At 72.5% G+C, this 24,941-nt stretch carries 20 protein-coding genes; 16 read left to right on the top strand and 4 right to left on the bottom strand.

Features of this window, described 5'->3' with window-relative positions; genetic code table 11:
* The first annotated feature begins 403 nt into the window (after positions 1-403).
* The 6 genes from HDA43_RS21760 to HDA43_RS21735 all read left to right on the top strand — a co-directional run bounded on the left by HDA43_RS21760 (position 404) and on the right by HDA43_RS21735 (position 8,557).
* Positions 404-1,549: an ROK family protein gene (locus HDA43_RS21760; protein ID WP_179824626.1), complete on the top strand. Its 1,146-nt coding sequence runs from the start codon at positions 404-406 to the stop codon at positions 1,547-1,549.
* A gap of 206 nt (positions 1,550-1,755) precedes the next feature.
* The gene (locus HDA43_RS21755) at positions 1,756-2,718 is read left to right on the top strand and encodes an ABC transporter permease (RefSeq protein WP_179824624.1); all 963 of its coding nucleotides are present in this window, start codon (positions 1,756-1,758) and stop codon (positions 2,716-2,718) included.
* 11 nt (positions 2,719-2,729) lie between these two features.
* The gene (locus HDA43_RS21750) at positions 2,730-3,596 is read left to right on the top strand and encodes a carbohydrate ABC transporter permease (RefSeq protein ID WP_179824622.1); all 867 of its coding nucleotides are present in this window, start codon (positions 2,730-2,732) and stop codon (positions 3,594-3,596) included.
* A 23-nt stretch (positions 3,597-3,619) separates the two neighbouring features.
* Positions 3,620-5,245 carry a type 2 periplasmic-binding domain-containing protein gene (locus tag HDA43_RS21745; RefSeq protein ID WP_179824621.1) on the top strand — a complete coding sequence of 542 codons (1,626 nt, stop codon included), beginning with the start codon at positions 3,620-3,622 and terminating at the stop codon, positions 5,243-5,245.
* Positions 5,246-5,317: 72 nt separating this feature from the next.
* Positions 5,318-6,487 carry a Gfo/Idh/MocA family protein gene (locus HDA43_RS21740; RefSeq protein ID WP_179824619.1) on the top strand — a complete coding sequence of 390 codons (1,170 nt, stop codon included), beginning with the start codon at positions 5,318-5,320 and terminating at the stop codon, positions 6,485-6,487.
* Between the two features lie 120 nt (positions 6,488-6,607).
* Entirely contained in the window at positions 6,608-8,557 is a 1,950-nt protein-coding gene (locus HDA43_RS21735) for a hypothetical protein (protein WP_179824617.1), read from the top strand.
* Here the strand turns inward: HDA43_RS21735 and HDA43_RS21730 are convergent.
* Together HDA43_RS21730 and HDA43_RS21725 are read right to left on the bottom strand one after the other, a co-directional pair.
* Positions 8,554-9,252 carry a B3/B4 domain-containing protein gene (locus HDA43_RS21730; protein WP_179824608.1) on the bottom strand — a complete coding sequence of 233 codons (699 nt, stop codon included), beginning with the start codon at positions 9,250-9,252 and terminating at the stop codon, positions 8,554-8,556. The two genes, HDA43_RS21735 and HDA43_RS21730, sit on opposite strands and share 4 nt — an antisense overlap.
* A gap of 26 nt (positions 9,253-9,278) precedes the next feature.
* Positions 9,279-9,890, bottom strand: a complete 612-nt coding sequence (locus tag HDA43_RS21725; RefSeq protein WP_179824606.1) for a LysE family translocator — start codon at positions 9,888-9,890, stop codon at positions 9,279-9,281.
* 81 nt (positions 9,891-9,971) lie between these two features.
* Here HDA43_RS21725 and pdxR point away from each other — a divergent pair, with 81 nt between their 5' ends.
* From pdxR to HDA43_RS21710, 3 genes are all read left to right on the top strand, one after another.
* Entirely contained in the window at positions 9,972-11,492 is a 1,521-nt protein-coding gene (gene pdxR, locus HDA43_RS21720) for a MocR-like pyridoxine biosynthesis transcription factor PdxR (protein ID WP_179824604.1), read from the top strand.
* A 168-nt stretch (positions 11,493-11,660) separates the two neighbouring features.
* Entirely contained in the window at positions 11,661-11,873 is a 213-nt protein-coding gene (locus tag HDA43_RS21715; RefSeq protein WP_179824602.1) for a hypothetical protein, read from the top strand.
* A gap of 68 nt (positions 11,874-11,941) precedes the next feature.
* Entirely contained in the window at positions 11,942-12,574 is a 633-nt protein-coding gene (locus tag HDA43_RS21710) for a class I SAM-dependent methyltransferase (protein WP_179824600.1), read from the top strand.
* Between the two features lie 118 nt (positions 12,575-12,692).
* On the opposite strand, the gene HDA43_RS21705 is transcribed toward HDA43_RS21710, so the two are convergent.
* Positions 12,693-13,805 (bottom strand): YncE family protein, encoded by a 1,113-nt coding sequence (locus tag HDA43_RS21705; RefSeq protein ID WP_179824598.1) that lies wholly within the window; start codon positions 13,803-13,805, stop codon positions 12,693-12,695.
* Positions 13,806-13,951: 146 nt separating this feature from the next.
* Entirely contained in the window at positions 13,952-15,118 is a 1,167-nt protein-coding gene (locus HDA43_RS21700; protein ID WP_179824596.1) for an MFS transporter, read from the bottom strand.
* A gap of 71 nt (positions 15,119-15,189) precedes the next feature.
* Between HDA43_RS21700 and HDA43_RS21695 the strand changes: the two genes are divergently transcribed.
* The 7 genes from HDA43_RS21695 (at position 15,190) to HDA43_RS21660 (ending at position 24,916) form a co-directional block, all read left to right on the top strand.
* A complete protein-coding gene (locus tag HDA43_RS21695) occupies positions 15,190-16,335 on the top strand; it encodes an ROK family transcriptional regulator (protein WP_179824594.1) in 1,146 nt (381 codons plus the stop codon).
* Positions 16,336-16,560: 225 nt separating this feature from the next.
* On the top strand, positions 16,561-18,696 hold the full coding sequence (locus tag HDA43_RS21690; protein WP_312873481.1) for a protein kinase domain-containing protein: 2,136 nt from the start codon (positions 16,561-16,563) through the stop codon (positions 18,694-18,696).
* A gap of 331 nt (positions 18,697-19,027) precedes the next feature.
* Positions 19,028-20,638 carry a hypothetical protein gene (locus HDA43_RS21685; RefSeq protein WP_218912352.1) on the top strand — a complete coding sequence of 537 codons (1,611 nt, stop codon included), beginning with the start codon at positions 19,028-19,030 and terminating at the stop codon, positions 20,636-20,638.
* On the top strand, positions 20,635-21,840 hold the full coding sequence (locus HDA43_RS21680; RefSeq protein ID WP_179824585.1) for an ARPP-2 domain-containing protein: 1,206 nt from the start codon (positions 20,635-20,637) through the stop codon (positions 21,838-21,840). Before HDA43_RS21685 ends, HDA43_RS21680 begins: the two co-directional genes overlap by 4 nt.
* A gap of 278 nt (positions 21,841-22,118) precedes the next feature.
* Positions 22,119-22,529 (top strand): YybH family protein, encoded by a 411-nt coding sequence (locus HDA43_RS21675; protein ID WP_179824583.1) that lies wholly within the window; start codon positions 22,119-22,121, stop codon positions 22,527-22,529.
* Between the two features lie 261 nt (positions 22,530-22,790).
* On the top strand, positions 22,791-23,381 hold the full coding sequence (locus HDA43_RS21670) for a TetR/AcrR family transcriptional regulator (protein WP_179824581.1): 591 nt from the start codon (positions 22,791-22,793) through the stop codon (positions 23,379-23,381).
* A 155-nt stretch (positions 23,382-23,536) separates the two neighbouring features.
* The gene (locus HDA43_RS21660; protein WP_218912351.1) at positions 23,537-24,916 is read left to right on the top strand and encodes an FAD-dependent monooxygenase; all 1,380 of its coding nucleotides are present in this window, start codon (positions 23,537-23,539) and stop codon (positions 24,914-24,916) included.
* Positions 24,917-24,941 lie beyond the last annotated feature (25 nt).

Here is a 24,941-nt window from a genome sequence, read left to right as displayed (position 1 = left end):
CCGAAACGATGTCCTCGCTGGTCGGAGAGGGTGCGGGCGGCGATGGGAATGGTCCGCCGGCCGACTCCGCGATCTCCGGCAAACTTTGACCAAAGGGCCCGCGCGGGCTCATGGCGACGCTGTGTGCATGGCGACGCTGCGCGTCGCGGCTCGGGGGCTTGAGTCCGGTGTCTTCCCTCGTCACTACGTCGCTTCGCTCCTTCGTTCCTCAGTCCAGACACCGGCGCCCCCTCACAGGCTCATGGCGACGCTGCGCGTCGCGGCTCGGGGGCTTGAGTCCGGTGTCTTCCCTCGTCACTCCGCCACTCCGTGGCTGCGTTCCTCGGTCCAGACACCGGCGCACCCTCGCGGGTCGGAGGTTTTCCATTTTATTAAAGAATCTTGTCAAAGTAGGATCGAGCATATGAGACAGGTGAGCGGTGACGCGTCCGTCCTGAGGAGACTCAACTCCGACGCGATCCTGCGCATCCTGCGCGGCCGGGAGCTCGCCACCCTGACGGAGCTGGCCGCCGCCGCCGGTGTGTCCAGGCCCACGGCCGAGGGGATCGTCGAGGAGCTGCTGGCCGACGGCTGGGTCGAGGAGTGCGCCGAGGACGAGCGCGCCGACCGCCAGCGCGGCCGTCCGGCTCGGCGCTTCCGGTTCCGCGCCTCCTCCGGCCACGTGGCCGGCGTCCACATCGACAGCTCCAGCCTCCAGGTCATGGTCTGCGACCTGGTCGGGGAGGTCAGGGCGGTGCGCAGGCAGCCGCTGCCCGCCGACACCCCGGTGCCCGACCGGCTGTCCGCCGTCGCCGAGCTGGTCCGGCTGGCCGCCGCCGACGCCGGGCTCACCGTCGCCGAGCTGGCGGTCGTGGGCGTGGGCACCACCGGCGTGGTCGACGGCGAGGGCCGCGTGGTCAAGAGCATCGTGCTGCCCGGCTGGACCGGCCTGCACCTGCACGCCGAGCTGTCCGCGCGGCTCCCGGCGCCGGTGGTCGTCGAGAACGACATGCGCCTGGCCGTCACGGCCGAGCACTGGCGCGGGGCCGCCCGGGGCTGCGACGACGTGGTCTACCTCTTCGCCGCCGACCGGATCGGCATGGGTCTGCTCATCGGCGGCCGGGTGCACCGGGGCGCCCACGCCGCCTCGGGCGAGATCGGCTCTCAGCCCAACGACAACTGGTCGGCCTTCCGCCACGTGATGGACTACTCGATGGCGGTGGAGCCCGGTGAGCTGCGGGGCGGCCGGCAGAGCGCGGAGTTCGCCGTCGGCCGGGCGCGCGCGGGCGACGAGAAGGCCCGCCTGGCGGTCAGGGAGTTCGGGCGCGCCCTGGCGGCCGGCCTGATCACCGTGGTCAACCCGCTCGACCCGGAGATGGTGATCATCGGGGGTGACCTCTCCTCCGTGGGTGACCTGCTGGTGGAGCCGATCCAGGAGGTGCTGGACGAGCACTGCCTGTACCCGCCGCGGGCCGTCGTCTCCGGGCTCGGCGGCGAGTGCATCGCCGTGGGCGCCGTACGGCTGGCACTCGACCACGCCGAGCGGCTGCTGTTTACACTCCCGGCTTGAATATTTCACCCAGGGCCGGGACGCTCCAGCTGTGATGCCGTTCCCCTAGGTCAGGCATGCCTGAGAGCGGCCGGGCCGCCGTAACTCTTGGGTCACGGCCGGATCGCCGCCGCGCATCGATTGCTCGTTCCTGCGCTATTTACTCTAGTTGCTTGCATAAATGGGCGCTAGCCTCCTGGAAATTCGTTCTGACCTGGAGGTGAGACGTGGTCGTATCCACGGCGGCCCCCGCGACGGAGGTCCAGGTGGGCGCCCGCCCCCAGCGCCGGACCCTCCGCGATCGGCTGAGACGCGACTGGACACTGCTGCTCCTGTGCCTGCCGGGCGTGCTGTACTTCGTCGTCTTCTTCTACGTCCCCCTGCTCGGGAACGTGATCGCGTTCAAGGACTACGCACCGTTCCTGGGGATCGACGGAAGCCCATGGGTGGGGCTGGAGAACTTCGTGATGCTCCTGGAGGAGCCGGAGTTCTGGACCGCCGTGGGCAACACCCTGCAGATCACCGCGCTCCAGCTCCTGCTCTACTTCCCCGCCCCGATCGCCCTGGCGCTGTTGCTGAACTCCCTGGTCGGCAACCGGGTCAAGCGCCTCGTCCAGACCGTCGTCTACCTGCCGCACTTCCTGTCGTGGGTGGTCGTGGTCGCGATGTTCCAGCAGGTCATCGGCGGCGCCGGCACGATCACCACGTTCCTGGCCGCGCATGACGTCACCATCGGCAACCTGATGGCCGACCCGGAGTTGTTCAAGCTCATGGCCACCGCGCAGGTGATCTGGAAGGACACCGGCTGGGGGACCATCATCTTCCTGGCCGCCATCACCGCGATCGACGTGAGCCAGTACGAGGCAGCCGCGATCGACGGGGCCGACTGGAAGCGCCGGCTGTGGCACGTGACGCTGCCCGGCATCCGACCCGTGATCATCATGCTGCTGATCCTGCGGCTGGGCGACATCCTGTCGGTCGGCTTCGAGCAGATGGTGCTCCAGCGTGACGCCGTCGGGGCCGAGGCGTCCGAGGTGATCGACACCTACATCTACTACCACGGCGTCATCAACGGCGACTGGGGGATGAGCACCGCCGCCGGCCTGATGAAGGGCCTCATCGGCGCCGCCCTGATCTACGCCGCGAACAAGCTCGCCCACCGCTTCGGAGAGCAGGGGATCTACCGATGAGGCCGCCGTGGATGGAGCGCCCGACCGTCGCGGGCCGCGCGCTGAAGACCGCCGTGCTGACCGCGATCGTGCTGGCCGTGCTGTACCCGTTCGGTCTGGCCGTGGGCACCAGCCTCACCGGGCGCGCGGAGAGCGTCGCCAACGGCGGCGGCTACGTGCTCCTCCCCGCCCACCCGACGCTGGAGGCGTACCGGCTGATCCTGTCCGGCGGTGCGGTGACCCGGGCTGTGCTGACCAGCGTCGGCATCACCCTCTGCGGCACCGCGCTGAGCCTGCTGTGCACGGTCTTCCTCGGCTACGCGCTGTCGCGCCGGGGCATGCTCGGCGGCAGGCCGATCCTCATGATGGTGCTGGCCACCTTCCTGTTCACCCCCGGCATGATCCCGACCTACCTGATGGTCAAAGAACTGGGCATGCTGAACACCTACCAGTCGGTGATCGTGCCGGTCCTGGTGAACGCCTTCAACGTGGTCGTGGTCCGCGCCTTCTTCCAGGGGTTGCCCGACGAGCTGTTCGAGGCGGCCCGCATGGACGGCGCCGGCGAGTGGCGGATGATGTGGCGGATCGCGATCCCGCTGTCCAAGGCGGTGATCGCGGTGGTCGGCCTCTTCTACGCCGTCGGCTACTGGAACAGCTGGTTCAGCGCGCTCCTCTACATCGACGACCACGACAAGCACCCGATCCAGCTCGTCCTGCGCCAGTACATCTTCCGCGGCGGAGCCGCGCAGGGCACCGACGTGGCGATCGTCCGCGACCTGCCCACGGCCTCGGTCCAGATGGCCGTGCTCGTCATCGCCCTGGTGCCGATCCTCCTCGCCTACCCCTTCCTCCAGAAGTACTTCACCAAGGGCGTCCTCACCGGCGCCATCAAGGGCTGAGAACCACCCCCCAGGAGAGACCCATGTCCATGAGCATGTCCCGCCGCGGTTTCCTCGGACTCGCACTCGCCGGCGCCACGGCCGCCGGGCTCGCCGCCTGCGGAGGCGAGGGCGGCGGCGCCGCCGGAGCCGGGAAGGGCGGCGCCGACCTGTCCAGGAAGCTCCGGCTGCCCACCTACACCCCCGCGAAGATCCCCACCCCCGACCTGCCGATCGACGCCGGTCAGGACCCGTCGTACCTGAAGTACCCCGAGCAGCTCGTCAGGTCGGTCCCGGCGCCGCCCGGCGACGGCAGCCGGATCACCGCCCTCACCCAGACCTGGGACGTGGCGCCGCCCGGCGCCGACAAGAGCGCCTACCTGCAGGAACTCGGCAAGCGCCTCAACGCTCAATGGGACATGAACATCGTGGTCGGCGAAGGCTACCCCGACAAGTTCAACGCCATCATCGCCAGCGACGACCTGCCCGACCTGGTGTGGTTCCCGCCGAACCAGGGCCTGCAGCGCGTGCCCGAACTGCTGGAGGCGAAGTTCCACGACCTCACCCCTCACCTCGCCGGCGACGCGATCAAGAAGTACCCGAACCTGGCGAACCTGGGCGACGTCGCCTGGAAGTCGGCCGTCACCAATGGCAAGATCTTCGGTGTGGCCGTCTCCTACAGCCGCTTCGGCCAGGTCTACCTGGTCAACCAGGACTTCTGGCGGCCGGTCGGCGGCATCGGCTTCACGGGCGCCGACGACTTCTTCCAGAAGTCCGTCCAGCTCCTGGACGCCAAGCGCAACAGGTACGTGCTCGAACCCGCCTACGTCAACCACGTCCACATGTTCAGCCAGTGGTACGGCGCGCCGAACACCTGGCGGCTGACGGGGGGCAAGCTGGTCCACCAGTACGAGACGCCCGAGTACCAGGCCGCCCTGGAGTTCGCCGTCAAATGCTTCAAGGCCGGCCTCTTCTGGCCCGACGCCACGCTCGCCACCACCAAGGAGAAGGTGGCCAACGGCCAGCTCGGCGCCTACGTCGAGTCCTTCCCCGGCTTCTACAACGACGCGCGGACGCAGAAGTACGAGCTGGGGGCCATCGTCCCCTTCGCCGCCACCCCGGACGCCAAGCCCGTCTACAACGCGGGCCTCGGCTCGGTCGGTTTCACCGCCATCAGCAAGAAGGCCGACCCCAAGCGGGTCGAGATGCTCCTCAACGTGCTGAACTTCATGGCCGCGCCGTTCGGCACCGAGGAGAACCAGCTCGTCAACTACGGCGTCGAGGGCGTCCACTTCACCCGGAAGGACGGCGAGCTGACCTTCACCGACCGGGGCGCCGCCGAGGTCCCGGCCACCCAGCAGCCGATCTCGTTCGTCATCGGCTCGCCCTCCGCGATCTACCTGCCCGGCAAACCCGAAGGGACCCGGCTCATCCACGACTTCGAGACGAAGGTCGCGCCCATGCTCCAGGAGCGCGTCACCACCGGCCACTTCTCCGACACCTTCACCACCAAGGGCGGCGAGCTCTCCACCATGGGCTCGGACATGGTGGTCGACGTCGTGACCGGCCGCAAACCGCTCTCCGCGTGGCAGGGCTTCGTGAAGAAGTGGATGGACCGCGGCGGCGCCGCGATGAAGGCCGAGTACGAGGCGTCCATCGCCAGGGGCTGACGCCCCGCCGTACGACCTTGGACGCTTCGCCGTACGGCCTGAGAGGCCGTACGGCCTGAGAAGGGATGAGAAGTGGAAGACCTGCGCATCGGAGTCATCGGCCTCGGCCTGCGGACCAGCCTGGCGCTCTCGGCCCACCGGCCGGGCCGCGGCTCGGTGGTCGCGGCGCTGTGCGACTCCGACCCGGCGGTGCTCAAACGGCAGTCCGAGCGGTTCGACGCCGACATCCTCACCGAGGACTACCGCGAGCTGCTCGACCGCTCCGACCTCGACGCGATCATCGTCATGACCCCCGACGACACCCACGAGCGCGTCGCGACCGACTGCCTGCGCGCCGGAAAGGCCGTCTACCTGGAGAAGCCCCTGCACATCACCGTGGAGGGCTGCGACAACATCCTGCGCACCGCCAAGGAGACCGGCACCCGCCTCTACGTGGGGCACAACATGCGGCACATGGGCGTGGTGCGGACCATGCGCGACATCATCCGCAAGGGCGTCATCGGTGAGCCGAAGACCGTCTGGGTGCGTCACTTCGTCTCCTACGGCGGCGACTACTACTTCAAGGACTGGCACGCCGACCGCACCCGCACCACGGGCCTGCTCCTGCAGAAGGCCGCCCACGACCTCGACGTCGTCCACTGGCTGGCCGGCGGCTACACCACGCGCGTCAACGCCTTCGGCGACCTGATGCTCTACGGCGACCTGCCGCGCCGCGCGCCCGACACCCCCCGGCCGGAGAACTGGCTCAAGGAGTTCGAGTGGCCGCCCGCCCGGCGCGGCGACCTGAACCACGTCGTGGACGTCGAGGACGTCTCGGTGATGAACATGCGCCTGGACAACGGCGTCATCGCCGCCTACCAGCAGTGCCACTTCAGCCCCGACTACGTGCGCAACTACACCGTCATCGGCACCGAGGGGCGGCTGGAGAACTTCGGCGACGGCCCCGGCGACACGGTCAAGGTCTGGAACACCGGACCGAGCGGCTACCGCGACGACTGCGACATCGCCTACCGGGTGCCCGCGGCGGCCGGCTCGCACGGCGGCGCCGACACCGGGATCATCGCGGAGTTCAACCGCTTCGTGCGCGAGGGCGGTGCCACCGACACCTCGCCCGTGTCGGCCCGGATGAGCGTCGCCGCCGGATACATGGCCACGATGTCGCTGCGCGACGGCGGCACGCCGTACGACGTGCCGCCGCTGGACCCGGAGCTGGCCGCCTACTTCGAGCGCGGCCAGCGATGACCCGCCGCCACCTGCGCTTGGACCCGGAGCCGATCGCCTATTTCGAGTGGGGCCGGTGATGACCCGCTGTCACCTGCGTCTGGCCCCGGAGACGGCCGTCTACTTCAAGCGGGGCCGGCGATGACCCGTTACCACCTGCGCTACCAGGTCCTCCCCGGACGCGACCCCGGCCCGCTGGCGGACTTCTGCGCCGCGCACGGGGTGGAGGAGGTCGTGCTGATGACCGGTGCCGAGGAACTGCACGCCGGGCACCCGGCCGGCGACGGCGAGGACCTGTGGTTCGAGACGGTCCGCGCGGCTCGGGACGCCCTGTCCGCCCGTGGCGTCCAGGTCAGCCTCAACCCCTGGGTCACCGTCGGCCACGCCGACCGCGGGCGGGTCCAGGACCTCGGCTTCGCGCCGCTGGTCTCGCCCGCGGGCGAGACCTCCACGGCCGCCGCGTCGCTCGCCTGCCCGATCTGGCGCGACTGGCTGGCGGCGCACTACGGACGCTTCGCCGGGCTCGGCTTCCGCGTCATGTGGCTGGAGGACGACTTCCGCTTCCACAACCACGCGCCGCTGACCTGGGGCGGCGGGTTCGAACCCGGGATGCTGGCACGTTTCCACCGCCTCGCCGCGGAGGAGCCCACCCGCGAGGAACTCGTCGCCGCGATCACCGCGCCCGGCGAGCCGCACCCGTGGCGGGCACTGCTCCAGCGGACCTGGCGCGAGGCGCAGCTCGAAGTCGTCACCCTGGTACGACGGGCCGTCGCCGGCCGCGCGCGGCTCGGACTGATGAGCTCGGGCCTCGGCGTCGCCTCGGCCGAGGGAAGGTCGTGGGGCGCGCTCTTCGACCTGGTGGAGGCGCACCGCCCGCACTTCGCCCCGTACGGCGACGCGCCCGGCCGTCGACTCGCCTACTCCATCGCGATGCTGGAACTGCAACGGCCGCTGCGCCCCGCGGGCGTCGAGGTCGCACCCGAGGTGGAGAACTGGACCCACACCGAGTGGAGCAAGTCCGACACCCAGACGTGGTCGGAGATGGTGGCCGCCCACCTGTCGGGCGCGGACGCCCTGCTGCTCGACGTGTTCCCGTTCGTCACCGGCGACCCCGGCCGCTACCCCCGGGTCGGGCGGATGCTCACCCGGTCCCGCCCGGCGCTGGACGCCGCGGTCACCGGCGCGTTGGAGACCTTCGGCGTCGGCGTCCCCTGGTGGGAGGACACCGCCGCCCGCGTCCACGGCGACGGGACGCTCGGCGGCCTCGTGGCGGACCCGCTGCGGGCCGCGGAGTTCCTGCTCCCGTACGGCATCCCGGTCCGGGCGGGCGTCGCACCGGTCACCGCGCTGTTCGGCGCGACGGCCTGGGCGGTGCCGGACCCGGCGGAACTGCTGCGTGGCGGGGTGCTGCTGGACGGCGCCGCCGCGGCGATCCTCACCGAACGCGGGTACGGCGAGCTGCTCGGAGTGTCGGTGACCGAGGTCGTCGCCCGCGAGACGACGTCGCCGCGGCCGTACGCCGTGGAGCGTGTCCGGGACGGCGGCGCGCTGCTCAGCGTCAACGTGCAGGCGACGGTGGCCCGGCTGACGGCCGCGGACGACGCCGAGGTGTGGACGGACGTGCTCACCCCGCGCGGCGAGCACTGGGGCGCCGGACGGGTGGCGCACGTCAACACCCTCGGCGGACGCGTCCTCACCATGGCGGCGTGCGCGCCGGAGCTGCTGGGCCGGTGCGACGACGGGCGGCTCCTGGCGCAGGCGGCGGTCCGCTGGCTCGGCGGACCACCGCCGGTCCCGGGCGGACCGGACAGCGGATTGCCCGGGTTGCCGCTGGTCTCGGGCGGGCCGTACCTGATGCCGCAGTACGCGCGGGTGGGCGACCGGTGGCGGCTGGCCGTCGCCAACGGCTCGGCCGACCCCGCCGCGCCCGTCGTCACCGGCGTCCCCGCCGGGACCGGACTCCGCGCCACCCTGCTGGAGCCGCTCGCCGAGCCGCGGGAGGTCACGGCGCGGCGGGACGGCGACCGCGTACTGATCGACGCGGAGGTGCCGCACCGCGGGTACCTCATCCTGGATTGGGTTGGAGATTAAGCCGGGGACTCGAAGCGGGGGGTGGAGCGGCTGAGTATCGCGCTCTGCGGGGTGGAACCCCACACGCGGTCCAGCTCGCCGGTGACCGCGGCCACCAGGTCCGGGACGTTCGTGGACGCGGTGTCGTGCATCGCCTCCGCGACGATCAGCACGGTGGCCGTCGTGTCCCGGATGGCCGAGTAGCCGCTCTGCCGGTTGGTCCACCGCCGGGCGTGCGCCCGTCCCGCGGCGTCGGCGAAGATCACCTCGCCCGCGTCGGGGTGCTCCGTCTCCCCGGAGAAGGTCTGGTACACCTCGGTGCCGTCCGCGTGCCGTACGTCGAGCCCCTTGGAGACCCGGGAGAGGTCGATCGCCGCCACCGGGATCGCGAACGCCAGTGAGATCGCGTTGCACAGGTCGATCAGGGGGTGGATCCGCGGGAGCACCCCCTCCTTCCTGAACCGCCGCAGCAGCGCCTCCGAGGCGCATCGGTACTGGGTCGGCTTGAGCCCCATCCGGGAGAACGCGCGCCGCCAGGCCTGTATCTCGGGGAACCCGGTCTCCGGGCCGTCCGCGAGCCGGGACTCGGCGATCGCGGTGTACACCGCGATCCGGGACTCGGCGGAGACGTCCGCGGTGATCCCGGTGGCGAACACGGCACCGGCGACGAGCTCCGGGTATTCCGCCCAGACCTCGGGCGAGTGCTGCAGATGCATGGGATGGACCTCTGTCGTGGGTCGGGTCAACGGTCGGTGAGGGCGAGCCGGATGCCGAGCGCGACGAAGGAGGCGGCGAAGACCCTCGCCAGCCACGCCGTCACCCGCGGCCGGGAGACGACCTGATCGCGCACCGAGGCGGCGAAGATTCCGTAAACGGCGAAGACGGCGAAGGTGATCAGCATGAAGACCGCGCTCAGCTCCAGCATCCGGGCCGTGGAGCCCGGGTCGCCGGTGTTCACGAACTGCGGCAGGAACGCCAGGAAGAACATGGTCAGCTTCGGGTTGAGGAAGTTGACCAGCACGCCGTAGAGGATCACCCCGGAGGCCGGGCGGGGAGCGGCGTCCTCGCTCACGACGACCGCGCCCCCGTCCCTGAACGTGGCCCACGCCAGGTACAGGAGGTAGGCGACCCCCAGGTACTTCAGGACCTGGAACGCCACGGCGCTCGCGTGCAGCAGCGCCGCCAGGCCGGTGACCGTGGCCACCAGGTGCGGCGCGACGCCCAGCGTGCAGCCGAACGCGGCGACGACGCTCGCGCGGCGCCCCTGGGACAGGGCGGCCGACAGCGTGTAGACGACGCCGGTGCCGGGGGTGGCGACCACGATGAGCGCGGTCACCAGGAATGCGACGCTCACTACCCGCCTCCGAGGTCGTCCGGTCCCCGCCGGGCGGGGACCGCCCGGCTCGCGAGTTCACCCTGCCGCCACAATGGTCCGATGGAAAGGTCCAATGACGACGCTTGGGACAGGTCCATAAGGTCCGGCTCGGACTTCCTCCAGTTGAACGTCGACGACGCCCCGGCGGGCGGGCTGGCCGACTGGCTGGCCCGGCGGCTCCGGCTCGCCATGGCGGACGGCAGCCTGCCGGTGGGCAGCCGGCTGCCGGCCACCCGGGTTCTGGCCGGCGAGCTGGGGGTGTCGCGTGGCGTCGTCACCGAGGCGTACCAGCGGCTGAGGGAGGACGGGCACGTCGCCGGGCGCGGCCGGGCCGGCACGGTCGTCGTCGCGACCCCGGTGACCGCGCCGTCGCCCACGTCGGCGGACGCTCCTCCGTCCGCGTTCCCGGTGCGGCCCGCCGTACCCGCCGCCCCCGTGACGGACGGGCCGTTCGCCGCCCCGCCGGGCGACGACGTCTTCGACGTGCTGCGCGCGGCCCCCGCCCGGATCGACCTGTCACCGGGCGTGCCCGACCTCGCGGCGTTCCCGCGGTCGGCATGGTTACGCGCCGAGCGCGCGGTGCTCGGACGCCTCCCGGCGACCGGACTCGGGTACGGTGACCCGCGCGGGACCCCGGAGCTGCGTCTCGCCGTGGTCAACTGGCTGGCCCGCAACCGCGGCATCAGGGCGGACCCCGACGAGGTGCTCGTCGTCTCCGGCACCTCCCAGACCCTCGCGCTGCTCGCGCGGGTGCTCCGGGACGACGGGATCCGGCGGGTCGCGATGGAGGACCCGGGATCGCTCGGCGCCCGCCTGCACCTGCGCCACTGGGGGATGGACACCCCGCCGGTCCCCGTCGACGACGAGGGGATCCGCGTCGGGGAGCTGCGGGCGTCGGGCGCCCCCGCCGTACTGGTCACCCCGGCGCACCAGTTCCCCACCGGGGTCGTGCTCGGCGGCGGGCGCCGCCGCGAGCTGGTCCGCTGGGCCGCCGACGGCGGGCTCGTCGTCGAGGACGACTACGACGCCGAGCACCGCTATGACCGGCCCCCGGTCCCGGCCCTGCGGGCGATGCTCCCCGGGCGGGTCTGCTACGCGGGCAGCGTGTCCAAGCTCCTGGCCCCCGCGTTGCGGACGGGATGGGTCCTCGCGCCCCACCGGTACCGGGACGCCCTCGTGGACGCCAAGCGGTACGCCGACCTCGGCAACGCCGTACTGCCGCAGCTGGTGCTGGCACGGCTGATGGAGTCCGGGGAGATGGAACGGCACCTGCGTTTCCTGCGGCGGCGCCACCGCCGCCGCCGGGACGCGATGGTCGAGGCGATAGCGGCCCGCCTCCCGGGGGCCGTCGTGCACGGCGCCGCGGCGGGTCTGCACGTGACGGTCACCTTCGACGCGGACTTCGCCGACACCGACCTGGCCGCGGCCGCGCTCGCCCGCGGGGTGAAGGTCCAGCCGCTGTCGTGGCACCGCCAGCGTCCCTCCCGCCCCGGGCTCGTCCTGGGCTACGCGGTCAGCACGCCGGCCGATATCGCGGCGGGCGTGGCGGCCCTCGGCGCCGCCCTACGCCACCTGACGTGACCCGGGCCTCGGCGCACGACGCAAGGGCCGGCCGTTCCCTCCGTCCGCCCAAAGGCCGGCCGTTCACCGCCGTCCACCCATGGGGTACGCCGGGGCGACCGTGGCGCACCGATTTCGGCGGCATATTTTTTCGGTACATCGATACGGCGATTCGACATTACAAAATCCATGCCTTACGCCGGACAGCCGTACGAGGTGATGGCGAGGTTCCGGCGCGGGGGAAGCGATCGTCTTCTTTCCATGTACTTCGCCCGGTTCGCCAAGGGCCGCGACGGAGTCAAGGACATGGTCGAGTTGATGCGGATCGCGCAGAAGCGTTACGGCCCGCTCCACGGATGCACGCCCGGCGCCTGGCGCCGGGGGACGTGGCCTTCGCCGTGACCCGGAACACCCGGTTCGGGAGGAGTTACGCTGAAGCGGTGGCGGACTCCTCGGCGGGACACGGACCGATGGAAGAGAGCGACCGGGAGAAGCGGCTGAGCCGGTACTGGGACCGGCAGGCCGGCTCCTACGACCGGCGGATGGCGTCCGTGGAACGCAGGTTCTTCGGCGACACCCGCCGGTGGCTGTGCCGGCAGGCGGCCGGCGACGTTCTGGAGGTGGCCGCCGGCACCGGCCTGAACCTTTCCCACTACCCGTCCGGCATCCGGCTGACCGGGGTGGAGCGGAGCGACCCCATGCTCGCGGTCGCCCGCCGCCGGGCCCGCGACCTCGGCCTGGCGGCCGACCTGCGGCAGGGCGACGCGCGGGCGCTGGAATTCCCCGACGGGCGCTTCGACACGGTCGTCTGCACGTTCTCGCTGTGCGCCATCCCCGACGACGGGGCGGCGCTCGCCGAGATGGCGCGGGTCCTGCGGCCGGGCGGTCTGCTGCTCCTGGCCGACCACGTGGTCTCGACCTCCTGGCCGGTCCGGACGCTGCAGGCGCTGGCCGACGCCGTCTCCGTGCCGCTGCAGGGCGAGCACTACCGTCGCCGGCCGCTGCCGGGGGTGCGCGCGATGGGGTTCGGGATCGAGCGCCACGAACGCCTTAAGCTCGGCGTCATCGAGCGGTTCGCCGCCCGCAAGCCCGCCGCGGCCTGAATCGCGGGACCCGAGAACCCGCCACCGCCCGAGCCGGAACGCCCGCTTCATCGCCCGGGTCATGGCGTCCGCGAGTCCGCCGTCCGCGGGGCCGGAACGCCCCGCGGGCCGGGTACGGTCAGCCGCCGCAGGTGGCGACCGCGAACGTGTCGGACAGCACCTTGTAGGACTCCCGGACCCTGGTCTTCTTCGTGGCCGTGTCGATCCGCAGGACGCGCACCCGGGCCGGCCGGGAGCTTCCGTCGTACGTGACGAAGTGGGCGGTGACCTGCTCCGGCCTCGTCCAGGCCAGGGTTTCGGGCGCGCTCCTGCCGACCGGCACCCGGGTCAGCACCCTGCCCGACGCGAGGTCGTGGACGACGACGTCCCACCGGCCGCGCTTCTCCTGCGCCGTCACCACGGTCGCGCCGTCCGCGGCGAGGCCGTAGGGGGCGTAGACGCCCTCCTCGTCCAAGGTCCGGCCGCGCAGCCGTTCTCCGGACGGTCCGAGGACGCGCAGGGTCGTCTCGGTGGTCTCGCCGTACGTGAGAAGTTCGTCGTCGTCGGCGCTGAACCCGAGAAGCACCCGGTTCCACGGCACGGTCCAGAGCGGCGCGCCGCTCGCGGTGTCGTACACCCGGGTGGGCAGCTTCCGGTCCTCGGGGAGGACGACCGCCAGGCGGGTGCCGTCCTGGGACAGGATCAGGGTGACGTCGTCCATCCCGACGCGGGCGGGCAGCGCGTCGGCCATGGCGCGGACCTTCCCGCCGATCTCCCGGACGACCAGCCGGCCGTCGGACTTCCTGAAGTAGGCGACGTGCAGGCCGTCGCCGCTGACCTCGATCGGCGCGACGGAGTACTTCTCCGGCCTGCCCTTGGCGCTCAACGGCGTGATGCGGGCGTCCGCCAGTTTCCGCACCTCTCCCATGTGGGTGACGAGGCGCCACTTCCCGCAGGGGTACTGCGTCCCTTCCTTGTCGGCACAGCCCCGCACCGAGGCGTACCGGATCGCCGCCGAGTGCGACATCCCGTCCGCATGACGCTCCGTGCCCATGTTGTGCGCGGTCGCGGTGTACGGCGCCGCGCCGGCATGAGGTCCCGCTTCGCCGTACGGCGCCGCCCCCGTGTGGAGCGCGGTTCCGGTGTGCGGCGCCGTGCCCGCCTGCGGTGCCGGCGCGGCGTTCGCGGCCTGGATTCCCCCGAATGCCGCGGCGGCCAGGATCGCCGCGACCGCTGTGATCTTCGTCCTCATCGGACCTCCCCAGTCGACGAGTCCCCCGTATGGACTTCACCCGGTTGGACCCCCGGATTCGGGGAGAAGTTCGATGGGATCAGCCCTGGTTCAGCCGGAACTGTCCGTACTCCTGTGCCGGGAACGGCGGTCCGCGAGGACCGCCGCTATCCGTGGCTCGCCGGGACCGCCGGTTCCGGGGTGGAGGTCGCGGTGCGCGGGCGCAGGGCCGCGGCCAGGAGCGGCACCAGCACGATCACACCGGTGATCACTCCGAACGCCGCCGGGTAGGACAGGCCGTCCGCGATCCAGCCGGTGACGGCGGGGGCGAGCAGTCCCGACAGGTACGTGATGGTCGCGACGCCCGCCACACCGTCCCCCGGCGTCGGGCCGACGTTGCCGGCCGTGACGAACACCAGCGGCACGATCACCGCGATGCCGAGCCCGAGCAGGGCGAATCCGGCGATGCCCAGGGCGGGCACGCGGGAGGTGACCACGACGGCTCCGCCGATCGCGGCCACGACGCCGCCGGCCTTGACGGTCGCCACCGGTCCGAAGCGCCGGACGAACCGGTCCCCGGCGAGGCGGGTGCCCGCCATGCAGAACATGAAGACCGTGTAGCCGGCGGCGGCGACGCCGGGCCCGGCGTCGGTCACCTCGGTCAGGTAGAGGGCGGACCAGTTCGAGCTCGACCCCTCGGCGAAGGTGGCGCAGAACCCGAGGAGCCCGATGACCGCGATGGCCCGCGAGGGCAGGGCGAAGCGGCGCGGCGGCGGCGCGTCGGCGGAAGTGGCGTCGGCCAGCAGGCCGCGCCCCGCGACGGCGGCGAGGGCGACCAGCACGAGCGCGATCACCCCGAGGTGCAGGCGGGCGTCGATCTCCGCCTGGGCGGCCAGGGCTCCGGCTCCGGCGGCGACCAGGCTGCCCACGCTCCACAAACCGTGCAGCCCGGACATGATGGACCGCCCGAGGTGCCGCTCGACCAGCACGGCGTGGGAGTTCATCACCACGTCGCTCATGCCGGCGGCGGCGCCGTACAGCAGGAACGTGGGGAACAGCCAGGCGGGCGCGGGCATGAGGGCGGGCAGCGCGAGGGCCGCGCACCACAGGGTGATCAGGAGGCGGGTGGCGATGGTCCCGCCGAGGCGGTGGGCTAGGCGGGCGGCCATCGGCATCCCCACGAAGGCCCCGATCGACGGGCAGAACAGGACGAAACCGAGGGTGGCCGGGCTGAGGCCGAGGTGGTCCTGGATCCAGGGGATGCGGGTGGCCAGGCTGCCCGCGACGGCGCCGTGGAGGGCGAAGACGGCGGCGATGGCACGGTGGGGGCTCATGACGGAGAATCTAACAGGCAGGCTTCCTGATGAAAAGATGAACAGGCAGGAACCCTGACTAATATGGCGGGATGAAGACCGCGACCCCGGCCACGGCCCGGGCGATCAACGATCGGCTCGTCCTCGACCTGCTGCTCGAACGCGGTCCGCTGACCGCACCGCAGCTCCGCGAGCTCACCGGCCTGTCCAGGCCCACCGTGTCCGACCTGATCGAACGGCTGCGGGACGGCGGCCTGATCGAAGTGGCCGGAGAGTGCGGCGAGAACCGGCGGGGGCCGAACGCCCGGCTGTTCGGGATCGTGGCCGGCCGCGCCCACGTGGCCGGGGTGGACGTGCGGCGCACGGCGGTCAACGTGACGGTCGCGGACATCACCGGCCGGACGGTCGGCTCCGCCGTACGCGACCTCCCCGGGTCCGGCAGCGGTTCCGCCCCCGGCTCCGGCGGTGACGCGGGACCGGGCGGGCCCTCCGGCTCCTCCGGTACGGCGGAACCGGGCGGGACCGGCGCCGTTCCCGCGCCCCCCGGCTCCGGCGGGACGCCGGGCCTGTCCGCGCTCATCGGGAGCGCCGTCGCCGAGGCCGCCGCGGGCCGGGCCCTGGACACCGTCGTGCTCGGCGCCCCCGGCCTGGTGGACCCGCGGCACGGCGACCTGGTGGCCCCCAACGACGTGCCCGGCTGGGAGCCCGGCCTGCTCCAGGAGATACGGCGTGACCTGGACGTCCCGGTGACGATGGAGAACGAGGTCAACCTCGCCGCCGTCACCGAGCACCGCACGGGAGCCGCCACCGGACGCGACGACTTCGTGCTGCTCTGGCTGGACGATGGCCTGGGCTCCGCGCTCGTGCTGGACGGCCGGGTACGGCGCGGCGCGTCGGGCGGCGCGGGCGAGATCGGCATACTCCGGACGGCCGGTGGATCGCTCTGCGACCTCGTGGTGGCCGACGTCCTGCGCGATCTCAGCCGGGACGACGCGGCCGGGCGGATCGCCGCCTGCGCCTTCGCCCTCGTCGCCATCCTCGATCCCGGCCTGGTCATCCTCGGCGGGAGCATCGGCCGCGAGGGCGGCGACGACCTCGCGGAACTGGTCGAGGGGCGGCTGCGCGACCTGTCCCCGGCCCCGACGGAGGTCCGCGCGAGCACGGTGGAGGGCAACGCCGTCCTGCAGGGCGCGGTCCTGACCGCTCTGGATCTCACGCGCGACAGGGTCTTCGGCTGATCCCGCCGTCCACGGAGACCATCCGGAGAACGCTGGTCGGTGAGGCGAGGGGAGCGGTGATCGGCTCGTGGGAAACGGCCGTCGGCGGGGAGTGAGAGCCGTGATCGGCCTGTGGGGAACGGCCGCCGGCGGGAGAGGCGGGAGGCGTGATCGGCTCGTGGGGAACGGCCCCGATGGAGGTGGCGGGAGTGGTGATCGGCCCGCAGGAGGACGGCCGTCGGCGGGATGACGGACGCTGTGATCGTCTCAGCGGTGGGACGCCTCGGCGGCACGGCACGCGAACCTGTATTTTCTCGTTGTAAGGTTCTCCGATTTATCCGACGAGTCGACGCCTTTTCTGGGGGCGGGGTTTTGGGCAGAGGAACCGTCATCGGCGGGCGTTACGAGCTGGATCCAGCATCCCGCCGTTCCGGTGGAATGGGGGAGGTCTGGTTCGGTTACGACAACCGTCTGGACCGGCGGATCGCCGTCAAATTCATTAAAACCGCCCGATTTCCCGACGGCCGTCCGGACAAGGAATTGGCCAGGCGTTTCGTGCGCGAATCACGAATTACGGCCAGACTGGAACACCCCGGCGTGCCCACCGTTTACGACTGCGGCCCGCACGGCGACGACCTCTACATGGTCATGCAGCTCGTCAGGGGCCACCCGGTCTCGGCGCTGCTCGACGAGACCGAGATCCCCGTGGCCTGGGCCGCGGCCATCGCCGCGCAGGTGTGCTCCGTGCTGGCCGTGGCCCACGCCGGGGCGCTGGTGCACCGGGACCTGAAACCCGGGAACCTGATGCTCTGCCCCGACGGCACGGTCAAGGTCCTCGACTTCGGCATCGCCGCCGCCCTCGCCTCCGCCGGGGCGGACGCCGCCGGTGGGGAGATCCGCCTCACCAGGACGGGCGAGGTGCTCGGCACCCCGGCGTACATGGCGCCCGAGCAGGCCATGACCGGGACCGTCGGCCCGCGCAGCGACCTGTACTCCCTCGGCGTGATCCTCGACGAGATGCTCGCCGGGGACAACCAGTTCACCGCCCCCACGGCGCTGGCCACGATGCGCAACCACACCGACGTCCCGCCCCGGCCGCTGCGCGCCAGGCGGCCGGACGTCCCCGAGGGCCTGGAACGCCTCGTCCTGTGGCTGCTGGCCAAGAAACCGGAGGACCGGCCGGGCAGCGCGGACGTCGTCTACGACCGGCTGCTGGACTTCTGCCGCGAGCTGCCGCCCTTCCCCGGTTACGTCGACCTGGACACGCCCCACCCGGCACGGATGTACGCCACGGTCGTGGGCCGCATCACCGCCCCGCCGCCCACCGAACGGACGCCGTCTGCCGAACGGCCGCCACACGCCGAACGGCCGCACACCGAGCGGACGTCACACGCCGAACGGCCGCCACACGTCGAACGGCCGCACACCGAGCGGACGTCATACATCGAACAGGCCCCCCACGCCGAACGGCCGCAGCACCGCGAACGGCGGCCGGACGGTGAACGGACGCCGCGCCGCGAATGGCCACCGTACGGCGAGCACCGGCCGGGCCACGAACGGCACTCGGGTCACGAACGGCATCCGGGTCATGAGCGGCATCCGGGTTACGAGCGGCCGGGCTACGAGCGGCACTCGGATCACGAGCGGCCGGGCTACGAGCGGCACTCGGGCCATGAACGGCCGGGTCACGAGCGTCACCCCGGCCACGAGGGGGATCCGGGCCGTGAACGGCGCCCCGGCCACGAACGGCAACCGGAGTACGGGCGGGGCCCCGCCCACCCGGTGCGGCCGGCGCGGTTCCGGTTCGCCGCCGGGCTGGTGCAGATCGAACACGAGGACATCGAACGGGCCCGCCGGGAGGCCGAGGCGCTCAAGGCGGCGTCCCGTTTCGGCCAGGCGGCCGACGCGCTGGCGGAGATGGTGGGCCCCGCGGTCGGGTCGTTCGGCCCGACCAGCTCCGAGGTCATCGGCCTGCGGATCGAACTCGCCGAGCTCCTCTTCCTCGGCGGGGACTACCGCAGGGCGGCGCCGGAGTTCCGCCGGCTGGCCGTCGACGTCGCCGCCGTGGAAGGCCCCGGCAGCAACCTCGCCCTGCGTTGCCGGCTGATGGAGGCCAACTGCCACGCGGCCGTGGGCGAGACGGACCTCGCGCTGTCCGATCTCCGCCGGCTCCTCGACGAAGAGAGACGGTTCGGCACCGACGAGGACCGCCTCCTCGAACTCCGCTGCCAGATCGGCCTGGTGGAACTCGGCTCGGGCCGTACGACACGGGCCGGACGCACGCTGGGCCGCCTGCTGTCCGACCTGGAACGCAGGTACGGCCCGCACCACGCCAACGCCAGGAAGGTCCGCGCCATCCTGGAGAACCTCGGCGACCGCTGACGCCGGGCCGATGAGAATCGGCCCCCACTCCGGAAGATCCATCCGGTGGGACGTGTCCATCGCGGCCATTGGCGGTCCCGTGCCTGTGCGGAGGTGGGAGTGGCCATTGACGGTTCCGTACCTGTGTTGGGGCGGGAGCGGCCACTGACGGTTCCATGTCCGTGCGGGGGCGGGCCGTGCCCGTGCGGGGCGGGGACGGCCGGTGCGGGTGATCATGCGATGGCGAAAACCCCGGGAAAAGGCGGACAAACCGGTGTTATCGTTCCAGGGCCGGCCGCGGGACTCCGGCGCGACTTCCGGAACCCGCCTGTGAAGCGATGATTCGCAGTTCGTGCCCTCACACCCCGGCCGGCGCCGTACCTCCGCGACCACCGAGAGCAGGGCGACCGCCGTGACCGCCGAGAGCACGGAGACCTTCGCGGACCTGGTCGCCGCCGAGGACGTCCTGCTGTTCGTGAACGCCGCGATCACCTCCACCGGGCAGCGCGAGTTCCACTCCGGCGAGGACGAGCAGGGCCTGTCCCTGGGCTTCCTCCACGAGTACCTGCTCGGCAACTACCGCGACCTGTACGCGGCCACCCTCGCCCTGGACGTCAACGACCACAACGCCGCCCTGATCATCCGGAACCTGCTGGTCACCGCCGGCGAGGCGGACCCGGAGCGGCGTCGCGCCGAGGGGCGTCTGATCGCCCGGAGGCTGGCCCTGCTGCCGCCGCCCCGGGTCTACCGGCTGTTCCGCGAGCTGCGCCGCGCCAGGATCAACAACCGCCGCACCAGGGCGATCATGCGGGACTGGCTGGCCGCCCGGCCCGACCTCGCGTTCGACGCGGTGAAGTACCGCGGCGCCGTCAAGACCGCCTTCCGCCACGCCCACCTGGAGCCGCGAGGTGAGCTGGGGACGTTCCTGTTCGCCCCGCGCCGGAAGGCGGCCTACGCCACGCCGATCCTGGAGAGCTGGCGTCAGGCCCACTACCGGCAGGAGGCGATCTACGACCTGCCCTACACGGTGGCGGAGGGGTTCGCGGCGAAGCACGGCATCCCCCGCGCCGCCTTCCTGGAGCGCATCGCGCCCCGGCTCACCCGCCTGGAACGGCTGCGCCTGCAGGAGTCGGCCCGCGCCCTCAAGGCCGACGCGGTGCGCGCCGACCTCACCGCGATGCCGCTGACCCGGCTGGCGTCCTACGTGCTCGGCCTCCCGCCGGACGACCGCGTGCGCCGCCGCGCCGAGCTGACGGAGGCGCTGCGCGCGGCGGCCCGCCGTACCGCGGGCGAGCAGGCCGGGCGCTGGGGGAGGGTGGCCGCCGTGCTCGACGACAGCTTCTCGGCGTACGGCTCGGCGCAGAAGCGCCGCCGCCCGCTCGCCGTCGCGCTGGCCTGCCACTTCCTGCTGGAGGCGCTGGCCTCGCGGTACACGCCGCTGTGGCTGTCGGGCCGCTCGGACGCGCTGCTCGTCCGCCCGTACGGCGCGACACCGCTCGGCGAGCGCGTCCTCGACGCCCTGGAGCTCGGACCCGAACGCCTAGTCATCGTCTCCGACGGCTGGGACAACGCGCCGCCGGGCCTGGCGGGGGAGGTGCTGCGGATCTGGCGCACCCGGCTCGACCCGGACGGCGCGTGCGGTGTCGTGCACCTCAACCCGGTGTACGACGCGGCCTCCTTCGACGTGCGGCGGCTGGTGCCCGGCGTGCCGTCCGCCGGGATCCGCGACGCCGAGAACCTGGTCGCCCTCGTGGAGCTGGCCCGGTTCGCGGAGGGCCGTACCGGGCTGCCGGAGCTGCGCGCCCACCTCGCGCACCGCGTCACGGACTTCCTGGACGCGGAGCCCCCGGAGACGGCGGGCCGGGTGGCGGACGAGGGTGACCCGGCGGCCGGAGCGGCGGGGGAGGACGTCCGGCGGACACCAAGAGAGGATGCCCGGCGGACCCCGGGAGAGGGCACATGACGGAGAAGCTCACCCTCACCGGGCTCTCCACCCGTCCGGCGCAGACCTGGGGTGGCGTGCGGCTCGTGCCGCTGGTCCGCGACGAGCCGATCGAGGACCTGCGGCTCGACGCCCGCCTCCACGACGACCCCGGCCTCGACGAGGACCCCCGCGGCCACTACGACGGCCCCGGCCTCGACGTCGTCGAGATCGGGCGCCGGGACCACTACATCTCCTACATCCCGCACGCGTTCGTGGCGACCTGGACGTCCGACGGCACGCCCGCCGCGGCGTACGGCACCCAGCTCCGGGACGCGGCGAAGGACGGTCCCGCGCCCCGCCGGATGCCGCTGCGCTTCCATCGCCGCATGGCCCGCCGCGAGGACCGGAACCGGCTGCGCTTCATGCCCCAGCACCTGGCGATGGAGGGCTACCTGGCGCTGCACTTCGGCGGGCCCGAGATCGCCTGGAAGGAGTGGTCGCACCGCGCGATCAGCCGCGGGCTCTCGCCCCGCGTCGAGGAGGCGTACACCGGCACCCAGGTCCGGGGACTGGCGGACGCGCTGCGTGTTTTCGAGATCCACCCCGGCCAGTGCGGCGTCGTCGTCTACGCGGCGGACGCGCTCGCCGCCGCGTTCGTGGTGCCGCACCCCGCCGACTACCGTGCTCTGCACGCCACCCTGGTCCACGACCTGTACGGCGAGCTGATCCACCACTACGCGACGCTCACCATGCCGGTGCCCGACTTCCGGGCCCGCATCGCGGACGCGGAGGTGCGCTCGCTCGCCGACCTGCGCGCGGCGGCCCGCCATCAGACGGAGGAGTGGGCGGCCTTCCACGACCGGTTCATGGCGGCCGGGCTGCTGGGCCCGGAGTACACCTACCAGCGCGTGTACACGATGGGCCGCTACCGGCTGTCCCGCTTCCTGCCGCCCTTCGAGCGGCGCCGGGAGAACCACATCGGCGAGCTCATCACGGACGAGAACGGACGGCTGGCGTACCTCAAGACGTTCCGGCTGTCGGAGAACCAGGTACGGCGCGGCCACCTGCTGACCGAACTGGCCGCGTGCGACTGGAACCTGGCCGCCACCGCCGCCGCGCTCGGCGTGACCGAGCCCGAGCTGGGCCTGCGCATCGAGGGCGCGGGTTTCGGGCACCTCCTGCGCCAGGACGTCCTCGACCGCTACCGCGCCCACGCCCGCCGCTCGGGCCGCACCCGCTGACCTGGGCCGCGTCCCGGGCGGATGGGCCGTATCAGGCGTGAGTCCCGGAGCGGGGAGCCGTACCGGGTGCGCCCCGGGCGGAGGCACCGTCCGGGGCGGGTTCCGGGCGGGTGCGTCGTACCGGGCGTGCGTCCCGAAGGGTGAGCCGTACCGGGCGCTCGGCTCCGGTCCCCGAAAACCGGTCGCGAGCCCGCCCTTGACCTTGTCACCGGCGTCACGGTCTAGCATCGCGATCCTTCGAAGCCCAGGAACCGACACCGAGGGAACGGACACCACCGATGACCATCACCACTGACTCCGGCGACCGTGCGTCCCTGCTGGACCACGACCGGCGTTTCTTCGACGCGCTGGTCGCCGCCGACACCGCGGCACTGGGTGGCCTGCTGCGCGACGACTTCGTCATCGTCGCCGTCAACGACGGCGCCGTCGCCACCGCGGCCGACCTGCTCGGCGCGGTGTCCTCCGGAGAACTCCGGTTCCCGGCCGTGCGGTCCTTCCCGGAGGAGGCCGTCGTCCGCCGTGTCGGGGACGTCGGCATCGTCGTCGGGCGGACCGAGATGAGCTTCACCGGCGACGACGGGACGGCCTTCACGGCCGGCAGCCGCTACACCCACGTCTTCGCCGCCGACCCGGCCGGAGGCTGGCGGCTGGTCTCCGCCCAGGGCACGGAGATCAGGCCCGCGCCGTAACCGGGTTCTTCCGGAACGGCTCGGCCGCGCGACCGGCGGCATGCCGCTGACACCGACCGGCGTTGACGGCATCACCGGTCACCGACCGGCGTCGGAACATGATCGGCACCGGTCGGCGTCGGCGGCATGACCAATCGCCGGCTGGTGTCGGCGGCATGACCGATCGCCGGCTGGCGTCGGGGGACGCGTCGTGCTATTACTTGGACGATTGACCAAGTCGATCGACCAAGGCGATCGTCCGATCAGAGAGGCGGCACGCGGGTGAAGACGTCGGCGGAGCGCGGCCGGGAAGTACGGCGGAAGCTGCTGGACGCCGCGGCCGACCTCATCCCCGAGCGGGGGTGGACCGCGGTCAGCACGCGGATCCTGGCCGAGCGGGCGGGCGTCGCGCCCGGCCTGGTCCACTACCACTTCCCGTCCCTGCAGGCACTGCTGAACGAGGCGGCCCTCGACGTCATCGGCCGCGTCGTCGCGGAGACCGGTCCGCTGCTGGAGCGCGCCGAGACCCTGGACGACGGGCTGGAGGGGATGCTCGGCGCGCTCGACGCCTTCACCGGGAGCGACCCGGTGTCGGTGCTGTTCACCGAGACCTACCTCGCCGCCGCCCGCGACGAGGACCTGCGTCGCGAGCTCACCGCCCTGGTCACCCGGTTCCGCCGGGAACTGGCCGGCTGGCTCCGGGCCCGCGGTCAGGAGGCGCCGGAGGAGACCGCCTCGGTGCTGGCCGCCGCCCTCGACGGGATGATGCTGCACCGGCCGCTGAACCCGGAGCTGACGTCGGCGGCCGTCGCACCCGTCCTGCGCCGCCTCCTCACCCGCCCCGGAGGTGACGACCGCCGCGCCGGAGGCTGAGGCGCCGGCTGGTCCCTCTCCCCGGAGCTGAAGCACTGACCGGTCCACTCGCGCCGGAAGCACACCGAACCGGATCTCCGTACCGGAAGCCCGGGTGCGCCGGGCCGGTCCTCGCGTCCGGGACGCGGGCCCCCACACCGGAAGGAACCGGAAGGATGAAGATGAGAAGAGCCGTGATCTGCGGGGCGGGCATCGCCGGTCTGGCCGCCGCCCAGCGCCTGGACGCCCACGGCTGGGACGTCGTCCTGGTCGAGAAGGCCCCCGGCCCGCGCCGCCAGGGATACATGATCGACTTCTTCGGGCTCGGCTACGACGCGGCCCGGAAGATGGGGGTCCTGCCCCGTCTGAAGGAGCTCGGCTACCGGCTCGACGAGGTGCGTTACCTCGACGAGTCGGGCCGCCTCCGTGCCCGCCTGGACTACGAGCGCTTCGACCGCGTGCTGGACGGCCGGCTGCTGAGCATCATGCGCCCCGACCTGGAGCTGGCGCTCCGCGAGCGGGTGGCGGACCGCGTCGACCTGCGCTATGGCTGCGGCGTCACCGGAGTCGAGAACCTCGAAGGCGGCGGAGACGGAGGGCGCGACGGAGACGGCGGCCACGGCGGACGCGACGGTGGCGACGGGGGCGGTGGACGCGACAGGGACGGCGGGCGCGACGGGCACGGCGGATGTGACGGGAATGACGGCCACAGCGGACGTGACGGGAATGACGGGCACGGCAAGGGTGGCGTCCGGGTGACGCTCACCGACGGCACGACGCTCGACGCCGACCTGCTGATCGGCGCCGACGGCATCCATTCGACCGTGCGGCGGCTGGTCTTCGGCGAGGAGGAGCGGTTCTTCCGCTACCTCGGCTTCCACACCGCCGCCTACGTGTTCGACGACCCCGAGGTCTACAAGGCGGTGAACGGCCGCTTCTGCCTCACCGACACGGCGGGCCGGCAGATGGGCCTGTACGGCCTGCGCGGCGGCCGGGTGGCGGTCTTCACCGTCCACCGCGCCACCGACCCCGCCCTCCCGGAGGACCCCCGGGCGGCCGTACGGCGGGCGTGCTCGACCCTCGGCTGGCTCGTCCCCCGGGCGCTGGAGCGCTGCCCCGAGCCGTCGGAGGTCTACTACGACCAGGTCGCCCAGATCGGGATGCCGCGGTGGAGCCGTGGCCGGGTGACGCTGCTCGGCGACGCCTGCGGCGCGGTGTCGCTGCTGGCCGGGCAGGGCGCCTCGCTCGCCGTCGCCGGCGCGTACCTCCTCGGCGAACGGCTCGCGACCGCCGACCCGGCGAGCTCCGCGGCCTCCCCCGGCTCCGTGGAGTCGGCGCTGGCGCGCTACCAGGAGCAGTGGCGCCCGGTGGTCACCGAGAAGCAGAAAGCCGGGCGGAGCGGGGTGGAGTGGTTCCTGCCGTCGTCCCCGGCGCGGCTGCGGCTGCGCCGGCTCGCCCTGAGGCTGATGAACCTCCCCGGCCCCGACAGGTACTTCGGCACGGCCCTGATCGGCAAGTCCGCCGTCACCCTGGAGTCCCTCAGCGGGACCCGCTGACCGGCTGTGCCCCGGGAACGGCGCC

This window comes from Streptosporangium sandarakinum (genome assembly GCF_013409935.1).
Taxonomy (GTDB): Bacteria; Actinomycetota; Actinomycetes; order Streptosporangiales; family Streptosporangiaceae; genus Streptosporangium; species Streptosporangium nondiastaticum.
The sequence above is the reverse complement of the archived record's forward strand: the minus strand, read 5'-3'. Positions and strand labels throughout refer to the sequence as shown.